The organism is Klebsiella sp. JB_Kp004 (genome assembly GCF_040065795.1).
GTDB lineage: Bacteria > Pseudomonadota > Gammaproteobacteria > Enterobacterales > Enterobacteriaceae > Klebsiella > Klebsiella quasipneumoniae.
Genome location: NZ_JBEAKW010000010.1, coordinates 26618 through 41680 on the forward strand (window position 1 = coordinate 26618; position 15063 = coordinate 41680).

Consider the following 15063-nt stretch of genomic DNA (forward strand, 5'->3'; position numbering starts at 1 on the left):
CCGGTGTCAGCAAGCGTCAGAAAGGAGCGTCCACGATGCGGGGAAAGATAAGAAGAGACATCGCTTTCGCCGCCAGGGAGACAATGCGCGGCCAGGCTTGATGGCCCTTTGCACATGGCGACGGCGCTTTGTTCCGACAGGAGGGATAAACGACTCATGCTCTACACTGCACATTCCACAAAGAAAATCGTCCGCAGATTATAGCGCTGGTCGCGGGGAATAAAAATAAAAAAGCCTACTGATTAATGGATTACTCAAATAATACACATTATAAACATTCACTAAACAAACAAAACCAATCTAATCCATTGATATTCATCAAAAAATCAAAGAAAACACTACAAAGATTTTGCCCATTTGCTAAATCATCCGCTGACGAAAATATAACTTTAAACAAAATTACGCCATACCGGGGGGATTGGCGACCTTTATGATTGCGCCATGAATCGCTAAACCGCTGACAGGTCACAAAGTTATTATTCGACAGCTAACAGTCAAATGAGAAACGTTGTTATTTATCAGCCTTTGCCACCACGATTTTGCCAGAAAAAAGCGCCCTTCACTTCACGCCAGGCGGATAAGACGCGGCAAAGCAAGTGATCCCAGCCGCAAGCCAGTGTAAAATCGGCCCTTATGTAGAACGGGATATCCACACCCCGGAGGAAAAATATGAAGTTTTTGGTCACTGGTGCCGCAGGTTTTATCGGCTTTCATATCGCGCAGCGCCTGCTGAATGAAGGGCATGACGTTGTCGGGATCGACAACATGAACGACTATTATGACGTTAGCCTGAAGCAGGCCCGTCTTGATCGCCTGTCCTCTCCGGCATTCCATTTCCAGCAGCTGGATCTTGCCGACCGTGAGGGTATGGCGACGCTGTTCGCCGCAGAACAGTTTGACCGCGTGATCCACCTGGCGGCCCAGGCCGGCGTGCGCTATTCGCTGGAAAACCCGTATGCCTACGCCGACGCAAACCTGATGGGGTACCTGAATATTCTGGAAGGCTGCCGCCATACCAAAGTGAAACACCTGGTATACGCCTCCTCCAGCTCGGTTTACGGCCTTAATCGCAAAATGCCGTTCTCCACGGAGGATTCCGTCGATCATCCGGTCTCCCTGTACGCCGCCACCAAGAAAGCCAATGAGCTGATGGCGCATACCTATTCCCATCTGTACGGCATCCCGACCACCGGGCTGCGCTTCTTTACGGTCTATGGTCCGTGGGGCCGCCCGGATATGGCGCTGTTCAAGTTCACGAAAGCGATGCTGGCAGGGAAAAGTATCGACGTTTACAACTACGGCAAGATGAAGCGCGATTTCACCTATATCGACGATATCGTCGAGGCGGTGGTGCGCGTTCAGGATGTGATCCCGCAGGCCAATGCCGACTGGACCGTTGAGAATGGTTCCCCGGCCACCAGCTCCGCGCCGTACCGGGTCTATAACATTGGCAACAGCTCGCCGGTGGAACTGATGGATTATATCACCGCCCTGGAAGAAGCCCTGGGGATGGAAGCGAAGAAGAATATGATGCCGATTCAGCCGGGCGATGTGCTGGACACCAGCGCAGACACCCAGCCGCTGTATGACCTGGTGGGCTTTAAGCCGCAGACGTCAGTGAAGGAAGGCGTGAAGAACTTCGTGGAGTGGTATAAGGATTACTATCAGATCTAACCTGTCTCTGCCCTGCCGCAATCCGCTGATTGCGGCAACGGATAAGCATCCCGTATTGTCTTCCTTTATCATTCATTTCTTTACCCGAGCCTGGCACAGGCTATACTTTTTTGTGCTAAAGAATAATTTTTACTGGTTTTAACGACGGTGCTGAAACCAGTTTCATCTGCCCGCCAGCGAAAAAGCCAACAACTTTAAGCCCGGTCCCCTGCTATCACTCTTTTCAATACTATTTTTAATGGCTCCTTCAGCATTTTCTCCTGATAAATAAAAGACATTACTTTCTGTAGGAATTTTCTTAAGAACAGGATATGTTAGAGATCGCGATTCAGCGCTTCCTGGCTGACGTGTTGCTTAACATGCTAATGATTCAACCAACAAAAAGCTGTGGTAGATATTATGGAAAACCTATTTTTCTTAGTGGTCGCTGCCATACTACTTGCTGTGTCTGTTTTCTTTTTAATTTCATATCTGAAAGACAGAAAGAAAACAAAACTGACGTTTAATAAACGCAAGTGGTAAGACTCGCTCCATATTGCATTTAGATTAAGATAATATTAAGAGATAAAAAAATGATATGACAGAATGACCGTTCATTCTGCGTTTTGGCGTGGCCTTAAGGCAAGAAAAAATAACGTTACTCGCGCCCTGTTCCTCATATTTCCTCAGGGCATAAATAACAAAAGCCTGCGTTGCAGGCTTCGTTTTACCTCCCGGCGCTTATCTCCGGCATCTACATCACAGTGACGGTAGCTCTTCACAAGGTAAGTTTAACTTATCGGACCTGTTTTCAACCCGCAACGGGTTTTGAGCAGGATCGTAATGTCCATCACAATTTATTGAGGTTAATCTGAATGTGCGAGAAATACGCGCAGTGAGGGATATAGCGGGGAGATAAAGAAGCATACTGGCGGCGGGGAGCCGCCAGTGTCAGACAGGCAGAATTAATCGTTGCCAAACAGATCGCGGGTATAAACCTTATCCGCGACATCCGCCAGCTCTTCCGCCATACGGTTAGAAATGATCACATCCGCCTCTTGTTTGAAGGCATCCAGGTCGCGCACGACGCGGGAGTTAAAGAACTCATATTCCTGCATCACCGGTTCATAGATAATAACCGGAATACCTTTTGCCTTGATGCGCTTCATAATGCCCTGAATAGAAGAGGCACGGAAGTTATCTGAGCCGCTCTTCATGATCAGGCGATACACACCCACCACTTTTGGCTTACGGGCGAGAATAGAATCCGCAATAAAGTCTTTACGGGTACGGTTGGCATCGACGATAGCCGCGATAATGTTGTTCGGGACCGATTCGTAGTTCGCCAGCAGCTGCTTGGTATCTTTCGGCAGACAGTAGCCGCCGTAGCCAAAGGACGGGTTGTTATAGTGGTTGCCGATACGCGGATCCAGGCATACCCCTTCGATAATCTGCTTGCTGTTCAGCCCCTGGCTTTCAGCATAGCTGTCGAGCTCGTTGAAATAGGCAACGCGCAGCGCCAGATAGGTGTTCGCGAACAGTTTGATCGCTTCCGCTTCAGTGGAGTCGGTAAACAGGGTCGGGATATCCTGCTTGATCGCGCCTTCTTTCAGCAGATCTGCGAAACGTTCGGCACGCGCAGAACGCTCACCGATGACAATACGCGACGGGTGCAGGTTGTCGTACAGCGCACGGCCTTCACGCAGGAACTCAGGAGAGAAAATAACATTATCAATCCCTAAACGTTCTTTGATGTCGCGGGTGAAACCCACCGGGATGGTCGATTTAATGATCATCACCGCATTCGGGTTGATCTCGGTGACATCGCGAATAACCGCTTCAACCGTTGAGGTATTAAAGTAGTTGGTTTTCGGATCGTAGTCAGTCGGCGTCGCAATGATGACGTAGTCGGCATTACGATAGGCGTCGTGCTTGTCCGTGGTGGCGCGGAAATTTAACGGCTTTTCTGCCAGATATTCCTGAATCTCTTTATCGACAATCGGAGAGATCTTCTGGTTAAGCATATCCACTTTGGCCTGTACGATATCCAGGGCCACCACTTCGTGGTTTTGCGCAATCAGGACACCGTTCGATAAACCAACATAACCTGTACCGGAAATAGTAATTTTCATGAGATTACACTTTAATCAGTTAACTGGGTAATGGCGGATAGCCACGAATTTAAATAATACTGTGGGCGGTTTTACGCTTTGACCAGTGGGATGTCAAGAATAAGCCATAAGGTCAATAATACGATTAAAATCTGACCCTATGGCTTCCATTATGGATAATGCATTACTTGAGAAGAGCTAAAATCTCTTCGGTTTTTGCATTCATCAACGCCGTATCCGCTCTGGACTCAACGTTCAGGCGCACCACCGGCTCCGTGTTGGATGTGCGCAGGTTAAAGCGCCACTCAGGGTATTCAATACTGATACCGTCCGTTGTGTCGATGTGTGCGGCCGCCGGCTCATACTGCGCCCGGATACGGGCGATCGCCTCCGCCGCATTTCCCAGCTTGCGGTTGATCTCCCCCGACGCCGGGAATGCCGCCTGGCGGTCCTCCACCAGCGATTTCAGCGAGCTGTTCTTCAGGCACAGCAGCTCCGCCACCAGCAGCCACGGGATCATCCCGCTGTCGCAGTAGGCGAAGTCACGGAAGTAATGGTGCGCGCTCATCTCCCCGCCGTAGATAGCGTCTTCCTGGCGCATCCGCTCCTTGATGAACGCATGCCCGGTCTTCGACATCACCGGCTGCCCGCCGCTGCGGGTCACGATGTCCACCGTGTTCCACGTCAGGCGCGGGTCGTGAATGATTTTCGCCCCCGGCTGCTTCTGCAGGAACGCTTCCGCCAGCAGGCCGACAATGTAGTACCCCTCGATAAACGACGCCTCGTCATCGAACAGGAAGCAGCGGTCGAAGTCGCCGTCAAAGGCGATCCCCATGTCCGCCTGATGCGCACGCACCGCGTCGGCGGTGTCCTGGCGGCACTCCGGCAGCAGCGGGTTCGGGATACCGTTCGGGAAATGGCCGTCCGGCTGGTGATGCACCTTGATAAAGGTCACCGGCGCCCCGGCCGCCGCGAAGCGTTTCTCCACCTCATCAATCACGTGCCCCGCCGCCCCGTTGCCGGAGTTCACCACCAGCTTCAGCGGACGGGTGAAGTTGGCCAGGTCCACGTAGCCCATCAGGTGGTCGACGTACTCCTTCAGCACCGAAATCTGGCGCAGGGTGCCGCGACGCGCCGGGTCCACCGGCGGGAACTGGTTTTCCTCCGCCAGGCGCTGGATGTCACGCAGGCCGGTGTCGCCGCTGATGGGCTTCGCGTTCTCGCGCACCAGCTTCATGCCGTTGTAGTTCATCGGGTTGTGGCTGGCCGTCACCTCGATACCGCCGTCCACCCCGAGGTGGAAGGTGGCGAAGTAAATCTCTTCGGTACCGCTCAGGCCGATATCCAGCACGTCGGTGCCGGCGTCCATCAGTCCGCGGGCCAGCGCCAGCTTCAGCGACTCGCTGGTGAGGCGCACATCGCCCCCCACCACTATCTTCCCGGGTTTCAGAAATTCGCCGTAGGCGCGGCCGATACGGTAGGCGATGTCCTCGTTCAGCTCCTCGCCCAGTTCACCACGGATGTCATAAGCCTTAAAGCATGTTAACTGTGTCATTCTGCGTTTTGTCCCGAAAAAAATTAGCAACGACCATACTGGTCTTTAATACGAATAATGTCGTCCTCGCCGAGGTACGACCCCGACTGGATCTCCAGCACTTCCAGCGGAATGCGGCCCGGGTTTTCCAGGCTGTGCTCGGCGCCAATCGGAATAAAGGTGGACTGGTTCTCGGTCAGCAGGAACTGCTTGCCGTTGACCGTCACCTGACCGGTGCCGGCGAGAATGACCCAGTGCTCGGCGCGGTGGTGGTGCATCTGCATCGAGAAGGCGCCGCCCGGTTTCACGGTGATACGGTTGACGTTGAAGCGCGGGGTCTGGACCACCACGTCGCAGCGGCCCCAGGGACGGTAAATCTCGCGGTGGCGCTTGTACTCGCTGCGCTGGTTCTGCTTGAGGAACTCGACCGCCTTCTTCACGTCCTGGGAACGCTCGCGGTTCATCACCAGCACGGCGTCCTTGGTGCTGACAATCACCAGGTTCTCCACGCCGATGGCCGCCACCAGCTTCTCGTCGCTGTTGATGTAGCAGTTTTCGCTGTTGTGCACCCACGCGTCGCCGCTGAGGACGTTGCCCTGCTCATCTTTCGGGCTGACCTCCCACAGGGCGGACCAGGAGCCGACGTCGCTCCAGTCGGCATCGAGACCGACCACCACCGCGTCGGCGGTTTTCTCCATCACCGCGTAGTCCACGGACTCGTCCGGGCACTCGCAGAAAATGTCATGCGGGATGCTGATGAAGTCGCTGCCGTTGTCGGCGGCGTTCACCGCGGCCTGGCAGGCTTCGAGGATATCCGGGCGGAATTTGGCCAGCTCGGAGAGGTATTTTTTGGCGCGGAACATAAACATGCCGCTGTTCCAGTAGTACTCCCCGGAGGCGAGGTAGGCCTCAGCGCGCTCGCGGTCCGGCTTCTCCACGAAGCGGGCCACCTGGTACGGGGTGTGGGCGCTGTCGGTGAGGGCCACGCCGCGCTGGATGTAGCCGTAGCCGGTTTCCGGGGCGTTCGGCACGATACCGAAGGTGACCAGGTGGCCTTCATCGGCATACTGCTCGGCGACGCGGATGGCGTCGTGGAAGACCGGCTGGTTATTAATGATATGGTCGGCGGCGAGAACCAGCATCAGCGGATCGTCACCGTGGCGGGTGGCCTGAAGGGCCGCCAGAGCAATGGCCGGGGCGGTGTTGCGCCCGACCGGCTCGAGAATAATGTTGTTGGACAGCTTGTTGAGCTGACGCAGCTGTTCGGCCACCAGGAAGCGGTGCTCTTCGTTACAGATGACCATCGGTTCATGGATTTCAAGGCCCGAGAGTCGGGTGATGGTTTCCTGCAGCATGGAGTTCTGCCCGAACAGCCGTAAGAACTGTTTCGGGTAAAGCTCACGAGACATCGGCCAGAGACGACTGCCGGTACCGCCAGCCATAATCACAGGAAGCAACATATTAATATCCTTTAATTAAAACCCTGTTATTAAACACCTAGTAATTTACTCAAACCAAATACAGATATATAGGAATACAAAAAACATTGGAATTATTATAAAAAACAATATAACAACAATTAAACCTGGAAACTATCAACGAAGGGAATAAATAAAAAGAGTCAATATAACTAATAAAAAATAGAAGTCATAAATAAAAGAGCCAGACCCGGGTCCGGCTCTTCATAAATAGATTAGTCTAACCACTCAGTATGGAATACGCCTTCTTTATCAGTGCGCTTATAGGTGTGGGCACCGAAATAGTCGCGCTGAGCCTGAATCAGGTTAGCTGGCAGGACTGCAGAACGATAGCTGTCGTAGTAGGCAATGGCGGCAGAGAATGTCGGAACAGGGATGCCGTTCTGAACAGCATAAGCCACGACATCACGCAGTGCCTGCTGATATTCATCAGCAATCTGTTTGAAGTACGGCGCCAGCAGCAGGTTGGCGATACCCGCATTCTGCTCGTAAGCATCAGTGATCTTCTGCAGGAACTGAGCACGGATAATGCAACCGGCACGGAAGATTTTGGCAATCTCACCGTAGTTCAGATCCCAGTTGTATTCATCAGAGGCAGCACGCAGCTGGGAGAAGCCCTGAGCATAAGAAACGATTTTGCCCAGATACAGAGCGCGACGAACTTTCTCTACAAATTCAGCCTTGTCACCAGCCGGTTGAGATTTTGGCCCCGTCAGGACTTTAGACGCTGCAACACGCTGGTCCTTAAGTGAAGAGATATAGCGCGCAAAGACAGATTCGGTAATCAGAGACAACGGTTCGCCCAGGTCAAGTGAGCTCTGGCTGGTCCATTTGCCGGTACCTTTGTTGGCGGCTTCATCAAGAATCACATCAACCAGGTATTTACCTTCATCATCTTTTTTAGTGAAGATGTCTTTGGTGATATCAATCAGGTAGCTGCTGAGCTCGCCTTCGTTCCACTCGGTAAAGGTTGTTGCCAGTTCTTCATTAGAAAGCGCCAGGCCACCTTTCAGTAAAGAGTATGCTTCCGCGATAAGCTGCATATCGCCATACTCAATGCCGTTATGCACCATCTTCACATAGTGACCAGCACCGTCAACACCAATATAGGCGACACAAGGTTCACCGTCTTCGGCACGTGCAGCGATCTGCTCAAGAATTGGCGCTACCAGCTCGTAAGCTTCTTTCTGCCCACCAGGCATGATAGACGGGCCTTTCAGTGCGCCCTCTTCCCCACCAGAAACACCGGTACCAATGAAGTTAAAACCATCGGCGGACAATTCGCGGTTGCGACGAATTGTGTCCTGGAAGAAGGTGTTACCCCCATCAATGATGATGTCGCCTTTGTCCAGATACGGCTTAAGAGAATCGATCGCGCTATCAGTGCCAGCGCCTGCTTTCACCATCAACAGGATGCGGCGTGGAGTTTCGAGGGATTCAACAAACTCTTTAACGGTATAATGTGGGACCAGTTTCTTGCCCGGATTCTCGGCAATCACTTCTTCGGTCTTTTCACGAGAGCGGTTGAAAACAGAGACGGTATAACCACGGCTTTCGATGTTGAGCGCAAGGTTGCGCCCCATCACTGCCATACCGACAACCCCGATCTGTTGCTTGGACATTACATACTCCTGTCTGGTGTGGTCACTGCGACACGCTCGCAGCTTAAATGTGATGATAATGTTAGCTCAAACCAGCTAAAGCGCATAGAGTAAAATGATTATTTAATATATAAATAAATATTCCAACTAATTTTCATTTTTAATTTTTTAAAGTATGTGAAAAATCAGTATGCGGACTTATTAACAAACCCCTTAAATACTGTAAGGAAAATTATTTTCAAGTCGAGCCAAATACTCCACCCACGAATATAAAGCAAATCATATTCAATCCGTTTTTCCATTTTTTCTAATGTATCCGTTTCTCCGCGCCAACCATTAATTTGCGCTAGCCCAGTAATACCTGGTTTGACTTTATGCCTTAGCATATATCCTTGAATTAAGGAACGATACTGCTCGTTATGAGCAACCGCATGTGGCCTAGGACCAACAACGGACATTTGACCAAATAAAACATTAAAAAACTGAGGTAACTCATCAAGTGATGTGCTTCGCAAAAATTTCCCAACTTTAGTAATGCGAACATCATTTTTAGTTGCTTGAATAACTTTATCGTCATTTTCCATTACAGTCATCGATCGAAACTTCCAAACTTTAATGGGTTTACCATCCATACCATATCTGATCTGTCGAAATATGATTGGCCCTGGAGATGTACATTTGACAATGCAAGCAATAACAAATAACACTGGCGAAATCAAAATTAATATTAAGGAAGAGACAATAATATCTTCCAATCTCTTAAACACCATATTTATTCCATTCAGTGGGGTATCAAAAAGAGGGACCACAGGAACACCATTAATTTCTTCAGTACGTGACTGTAATATATTAAATGTAAAAACATCCGGTATCAATAACACAGAACAAGTTGTATCGGTCAACTGCGAAACAATATTTTTTATTTTTCGTTCGTCGCTCATCTTAAGAGCTATATAAATACGATCTAACTTTCCTTCCCGGGCATCTTCAATTAATTCCGATATATTCCCTGCATATGGAATATCATCAAAATCACTTGATTTCACATCATCATAAATACCTTTAACAACAAAGCCCAACCATGGCTCATCGATAAACCCTCTCAGTAGGTTCACCCCAGCTGGTAAATTACCCACGACAGCAATATTTCGAGTGTTATAACCAAATTTCCTTAATAATCCAGAGCCCAACCTGATAGAAGAACGACAAAAGATAAAACCCAAAACCACAATAAAATACCACTGAACCGATATATTTAAATTATAATCAAAACTTGGAATTAGAGATAAAAAACCTAAACTTATTAATAGGCTCAACGTCCAATTTTTGATAATTAGGGTTAACTCTACCGATATTCTAACCCCTCGCCAAGAGCGATAAAAATCAGTGATCCCTCCAATCATCTGAAATGTGACCAGTATCGATAGATAGAGCAACACCTCCTTATAACTAAAGATGACATTATTAAAGAAACAAACAATGTACAATCCCAAAAATATGATGAATATATCCGAAAAGCGTTGAACCATAGATATAAGTGAAGCATTTGCATTTGCTCGTGCTCTGTGTAAGTATATTGTCATGCTAGTATCACTCATATTATATGTGGTTTGATATTCTATAAATACAATCAGTTATAATAGTTACAAAGAAGAACATTTCATCTCTTCACCGAAAGATATTTTCAATAAACGATTTTTTTAACATCCTGAAACTCTAACCATTTACTTTCTATATAACTTCCCATTTCATCCTTGAAGCGTTGAGCTGAGAATTTTAGAGCATTATTTCTACAATCAACTGGGTGTAAATCCGGAATTGATTTTTCAAATTTATTAACTGCATCCACAATAGCAGTAACATTCTGTTTGTCAAAAAATAACCCAGTAGCATTATCCTGGCCAAGAGGACGTACTGTCTCTAGTGCTCCTCCTTTCCCGTAGGCAATAACAGGTGTACCACAAGCCTGCGCTTCAACAGGAGTTATACCAAAGTCTTCTTCAGCAGCAAAGACAAATGCTTTTGCATTCTTCATGTGCTCTTGCATTACTGAATTGGGCTGATATCCTAATATTTCAATATTCTTGGAAGCTTTAGATTTGATCTTATTCATTTCAGATCCATCCCCAATTACCAAAAGTTTCTTATCAGGCATGTGACTGAAAGCCTCAACAATAAGGTCAATTCGTTTATATGGAACTAATCGGGACGCAGTAAAATAGTAATTATCTTTTTTCTCATTTAATGTAAAACGTTCCACATCAACAGGAGGATAGATCACATCGGCGTCTCGCCCATATACTTTTTTAATACGTCTTGCTATAAATTTAGAATTAGCAACAAAGTGATCAACACCATTAGCTGTGCGATAATCCCACATTCGTATTTTGTGAAGCAACCATTTAGCAATGATTCCTTTTAAACCTCTATTTAAATTAGCTTCGCGTAAGTATTGATGCTGTAGATCCCATGCATATCGAATTGGTGAATGAACATAACTAATATGCAATTGATCGGGACCAGTTAGGACTCCTTTTGCAACAGCATGACTGCTTGACAAAATAACATCATGCGATGAAACATCTAATTGCTCTATAGCCAAGGGCATAAATGGTAAATATTTTTGATATTTAGTTTTCGATGAAGGGAATTTCTGGATAAACGTTGTTTGCGCATTTTTATTTTGAAAATTCTTTCGTGCCTCTTCAGATAAAAAATCAACTACGGAATATAATTCAGATGAAGGATACAAATCAATAAACTCCTTGATTACTCTCTCAGCACCAGCATATGCTACCAACCAGTCAGCCACAATACCGACATTGATATCTTTAACCATTTTACAATCCTTTAAAGTTAAAAAACAACCGGTCATATTCATAAAAAGTTAATTAGATTAAAATGAACCCATTACTTTCTTATAACTCATGACACATTCGATTATTAGTTGATTATTTTTTCAATAACACCTTCAATTCAATCAATTCTTTCCTTGATATAAGAAGCATTGCAATAATATATACAACGGCACACATCACGATCTGAGTAATAATAAAAACCGCTTCATGATCAGTAGGTGTAAAAAATCTCGAAAGAATTTCAAAGAAAACGAACATAGCAATTGCTGATACTATTGGTTTCACAAAGCTGAATAAATATCGGAAGGGATTTAAATTTAGAGTATTTGACACATGAAATACTGCATAGGGCCAGATCAAGTATGTTTTAATTGCTATGGCCATAGTGACAGATTCAGCACCGCTTTTGGCAAATATAATAGCCACAGCAGCAGTCGTTAATTGTTGGAATAATTGATACTTAAGAATCCAAGATGTCTGCCCTAATCCCTTCATTAAGGAAAGCTGCAAGGAGCCAATACATGAAATAAATCCAATTGAACAACAATATTGAACCGTGACAACAGCCACTACCCAGTGCTCCCCGAATATAAGTGGTATAAGATAAGGCGAGAGCAAGATTAGTCCAAGAAATGATGGAATGCCAATAGTAGCTGATAGAAAGGTTGTTTTCATATAAACAACCTTTAGCTCATCCAATTTTTCTTGCATTGAAGAGTAAAGAGGGTAAGAAACGTTCGATAACGCCCCACTTAATACATCAGATACAATACTGAAAATCCGTCGACTAAAGGAATAAATACCTAAAGTTGTAGCATTACCAAGAAACCCGATCAATATATTATCAACACTAACCGATGTAACCAATCGAGAGAGAGTAGTAGTAAAGCCGAAACTTCTTAAATCAGCATACGCATACTTGTCAAATTTTACCCTTGGTTTTACTCTGGATGAAAACCATAAAATGAAAAAACTGATTAAAGAAGAGAGTAGTTGACTAACGACCATTGCCCATGCCCCACCACCAAAATATAAAATAGGTAGCGAGACGCATATCGAACCTATTGCACAATAAATTGTTCTGATGCCAATCATTTTAAAATTCATATGCTTTGTCAATATTGACAGTGGAAGAATAGCACAAGAGTCAAAAATAATTTTCAATCCAATTATTGGGTATATTGTTTTAAAAAATGAATCAAACGTAGATATATCTAACAAGTATACAACAACTACAGAAATAAAATACAACAAAGTAGAAGTAAAAAACAATAGACAAAAAACTGTATTTAGATGTTCTTCTTTTAGCTTCTGATATTGTATTAAAGCATCGCCAAAACCAATAGCACATAATCCTGTCAGGGTAATAGATATTGTTAATGCCAAAGTAACCATCCCCAAGTCATGTGGGGTAATTTGTCGTGATGCTAATGAAAAAATCAAAAAAGTCCCTAAGGCAGGAACCAAGCTACTAATAAAATACCATACACTACCTAATATAGCTTTCCTTAGCCTATTTTCTTCTCGACCAGATTTATTTATTATTGACTTCATGCAATTTAATACCCTAAACATAGCAAGAAAAATAAAATATCCCCACACATAACCAAGCCCAGTGTGAAATAATTATAGACTTATCGCTCTATTCTCAAACTATGAATGAATTGCTCTAAGTTAGCATATAACACTGGCAAGGAAAAATTATCAACAGCATAATCTCGACCTTGTGCCGCAACCCTTAGATAATGTTCTGGGTTATCTATAATCTTTATTATAGCCTCTCTTACCTCTTCAGCATTTTTAGCATCAACAAGAACGCCATAATTAGAGTCAGTAATAATTTCTAATACTCCTCCCATTGCAGATGCGATAACAATTCTCTCGGCCATCATAGCTTCGACGACAACACGCCCGAATGGTTCTGGAGACGTAGCTGAATGAATAAATATATTTGACCAGCTTAATTGTCCAATTACATCCAAAGAAAATGGTACAAACTCAACTCTAGAAGTCATACCATAATCTGAAACCAATTTCTTTATATATTGATAATAATCATCCTCTCCAAAATTTGGAGATCCTACTATCCTGAGTACGACATTTGGTATATTCCGAATCGCCTCAATAACTATATGCTGTCCTTTCCAAGGTGATATACGCCCTAATGACAGTATTTTAACTTCATCAGAAAAAGTTGTTGGAGCGACTGGATAAAATGGTATTGGATCTATAGCGTTAAGAATAACAGTGCAGGATTCCTCATTGCCTCCTGCACTTACAAAGCATTCTTTTGAATAATTAGAATTTGCAATAACACTAACCTTTTTAAACTTGGATAAAAAAATCACTATTTTAATAACGACAAGAGAGAAATTTTCCTCTGTCAAAGCATCTCTAATATGCAAAATTACTTTATTATTTATCGAATACACACTCAAAAAGGATATAATGAAGGACTTAAAAGAGTTCGTATATACGATATCGTATGCACGTAATTTACTCCTGATAGTTTTGAGTGATTTAAGTAAATCCCATGACACTCTGATAATTTGGCCAATCTTAACATTTCGTTTCAGAGGATATAATATTTTATCTAAATCGTATGTATCAACATTTGCTCCTTCTCTCTCTACTAAAGCTCTAAATTCGCCCTCACCAAAAAGAAGAACGTCGGCTTCCTTCTTGAAATGTTTAATAATATCAAGCAAAGATAGCTGTGCTCCACCTAACTTTGCTGTATGATCGACAAAAATAATATTTTTGCTCATTACTACTCCGTGATATTTTATTTTCTTAAATCATTTAGCACTATACTGATGCTTTATCATTTCAACATTATCTTTCAATCTTCCAACATTTCCATAAAATACAGTATCATCACTTAACAATCCATTTTGTTTTGATGCTTGCTTCAAATTCTTAACCGCATTTTTAAAAAAGAAATAATCGAAGTTGATATTCACTTTTTCAAGAAGACATAAAACTTTCACTGGAATTTTATAACAAGATAGACGAATTATTCTTACATAATTACGCCACCATTTTTTTTGTTTAAGATTTCGATTCCTTTCAAAATGTTTAATACACGCATTTTCATTTAAAGATGGAACATAATACTGTTCACCATATAAACATAAAGTGGAACTACGTATCCATTCCTTAAAAGTACTGACCCCAAGATTAATTGGTTTATACTCAATATTGATAGTATTAGTCCAATCCATCCACTTAAAAGTATTAATTTCTTTTGAGGTCCTTAGCGGTACCCATGGAACCCTCATAGAATCAGCAATGATCGCTGCATGCATAGCATCGGCTAGTACTAATTTAGAGTGTCTAATTTTATTGATTACATACTTTGCATCCAGTCGAGGATCGACAAACTCAACATTGGCTTTTTTACATACATCAAGCCATTTTCCTGTTTCAAGTGCCTTGTGGTGTGGAATAAAGATAACTCCGCTGCGCTCATTTTCTGGAACAGCGCTAAATTCAGGTAATGTCGCAAGTAAAGCCGCACCATCGGTAATAAATTTATCCTTCCCAAGTTTAAGAACTTTTGCTGATAATGGTCCTCTCACACTAGCAATGTCCCAACAATCTGAACCAAAAGATTCCGGAGGATATCCATAACCAATACCACTACTAAATACTATCCATTTTTTTGCTTTTGGCATGGATGTATTAATAATCGTACCAATCCCAGAAAATCTAATATTTTCATCTGAATCAAAAAATCCTGGAAATATAGAGTCCCACAACCAGCGGTTAAGATCATCACCAAAATTTCCTTCTTTAGATTCATAATAGTACAACTTCATTTTAATA

General features: G+C 44.6%; 11 protein-coding genes. 2 read left to right on the plus strand and 9 right to left on the minus strand.

Annotated elements, in window-relative coordinates; all coding sequences use genetic code 11:
* Window positions 1-669 precede the first annotated feature (669 nt).
* Window positions 670-1674, plus strand: a complete 1005-nt coding sequence (locus ABLX76_RS11925; RefSeq protein ID WP_023290365.1) for an NAD-dependent epimerase — start codon at window positions 670-672, stop codon at window positions 1672-1674.
* A gap of 399 nt (window positions 1675-2073) precedes the next feature.
* On the plus strand, window positions 2074-2196 hold the full coding sequence (locus ABLX76_RS11930) for a small membrane protein (RefSeq protein WP_000429184.1): 123 nt from the start codon (window positions 2074-2076) through the stop codon (window positions 2194-2196).
* A 422-nt stretch (window positions 2197-2618) separates the two neighbouring features.
* Here ABLX76_RS11930 and ugd read toward each other — a convergent pair whose 3' ends face one another.
* The 9 genes from ugd to ABLX76_RS11975 all read right to left on the minus strand — a co-directional run bounded on the left by ugd (window position 2619) and on the right by ABLX76_RS11975 (window position 15056).
* Window positions 2619-3785, minus strand: coding sequence for a UDP-glucose 6-dehydrogenase (gene ugd / locus ABLX76_RS11935; RefSeq protein ID WP_258219118.1), 1167 nt, complete (start codon window positions 3783-3785; stop codon window positions 2619-2621).
* A gap of 163 nt (window positions 3786-3948) precedes the next feature.
* Entirely contained in the window at window positions 3949-5319 is a 1371-nt protein-coding gene (gene rfbK / locus ABLX76_RS11940) for an O9 family phosphomannomutase RfbK (RefSeq protein WP_080820820.1), read from the minus strand.
* Between the two features lie 23 nt (window positions 5320-5342).
* On the minus strand, window positions 5343-6758 hold the full coding sequence (locus ABLX76_RS11945) for a mannose-1-phosphate guanylyltransferase/mannose-6-phosphate isomerase (RefSeq protein WP_004180506.1): 1416 nt from the start codon (window positions 6756-6758) through the stop codon (window positions 5343-5345).
* A 233-nt stretch (window positions 6759-6991) separates the two neighbouring features.
* Complete coding sequence (gene gndA, locus ABLX76_RS11950; protein WP_348874548.1) at window positions 6992-8398, minus strand: NADP-dependent phosphogluconate dehydrogenase; 1407 nt, start codon at window positions 8396-8398, stop codon at window positions 6992-6994.
* Between the two features lie 164 nt (window positions 8399-8562).
* The gene (gene wcaJ, locus ABLX76_RS11955; protein ID WP_064794953.1) at window positions 8563-9960 is read right to left on the minus strand and encodes an undecaprenyl-phosphate glucose phosphotransferase; all 1398 of its coding nucleotides are present in this window, start codon (window positions 9958-9960) and stop codon (window positions 8563-8565) included.
* 101 nt (window positions 9961-10061) lie between these two features.
* Window positions 10062-11216: a glycosyltransferase family 4 protein gene (locus ABLX76_RS11960; RefSeq protein WP_088883783.1), complete on the minus strand. Its 1155-nt coding sequence runs from the start codon at window positions 11214-11216 to the stop codon at window positions 10062-10064.
* 112 nt (window positions 11217-11328) lie between these two features.
* Window positions 11329-12789, minus strand: coding sequence for an oligosaccharide flippase family protein (locus tag ABLX76_RS11965; RefSeq protein ID WP_179222129.1), 1461 nt, complete (start codon window positions 12787-12789; stop codon window positions 11329-11331).
* A gap of 80 nt (window positions 12790-12869) precedes the next feature.
* Window positions 12870-14003, minus strand: coding sequence for a glycosyltransferase family 4 protein (locus ABLX76_RS11970; protein ID WP_064794878.1), 1134 nt, complete (start codon window positions 14001-14003; stop codon window positions 12870-12872).
* Between the two features lie 30 nt (window positions 14004-14033).
* Window positions 14034-15056 (minus strand): polysaccharide pyruvyl transferase family protein, encoded by a 1023-nt coding sequence (locus ABLX76_RS11975; RefSeq protein ID WP_088883781.1) that lies wholly within the window; start codon window positions 15054-15056, stop codon window positions 14034-14036.
* Window positions 15057-15063 lie beyond the last annotated feature (7 nt).

Coding starts and splice junctions, on each gene's coding strand:
- ABLX76_RS11925 (WP_023290365.1), top strand. CDS start 670: ATGAAGTTTTTGGTCACTGGTGCCGCAGGTTTTATCGGCTTTCATATC.
- ABLX76_RS11930 (WP_000429184.1), top strand. CDS start 2,074: ATGGAAAACCTATTTTTCTTAGTGGTCGCTGCCATACTACTTGCTGTG.
- ugd (WP_258219118.1), bottom strand. CDS start 3,785: ATGAAAATTACTATTTCCGGTACAGGTTATGTTGGTTTATCGAACGGT.
- rfbK (WP_080820820.1), bottom strand. CDS start 5,319: ATGACACAGTTAACATGCTTTAAGGCTTATGACATCCGTGGTGAACTG.
- ABLX76_RS11945 (WP_004180506.1), bottom strand. CDS start 6,758: ATGTTGCTTCCTGTGATTATGGCTGGCGGTACCGGCAGTCGTCTCTGG.
- gndA (WP_348874548.1), bottom strand. CDS start 8,398: ATGTCCAAGCAACAGATCGGGGTTGTCGGTATGGCAGTGATGGGGCGC.
- wcaJ (WP_064794953.1), bottom strand. CDS start 9,960: ATGACAATATACTTACACAGAGCACGAGCAAATGCAAATGCTTCACTT.
- ABLX76_RS11960 (WP_088883783.1), bottom strand. CDS start 11,216: ATGGTTAAAGATATCAATGTCGGTATTGTGGCTGACTGGTTGGTAGCA.
- ABLX76_RS11965 (WP_179222129.1), bottom strand. CDS start 12,789: ATGAAGTCAATAATAAATAAATCTGGTCGAGAAGAAAATAGGCTAAGG.
- ABLX76_RS11970 (WP_064794878.1), bottom strand. CDS start 14,003: ATGAGCAAAAATATTATTTTTGTCGATCATACAGCAAAGTTAGGTGGA.
- ABLX76_RS11975 (WP_088883781.1), bottom strand. CDS start 15,056: ATGAAGTTGTACTATTATGAATCTAAAGAAGGAAATTTTGGTGATGAT.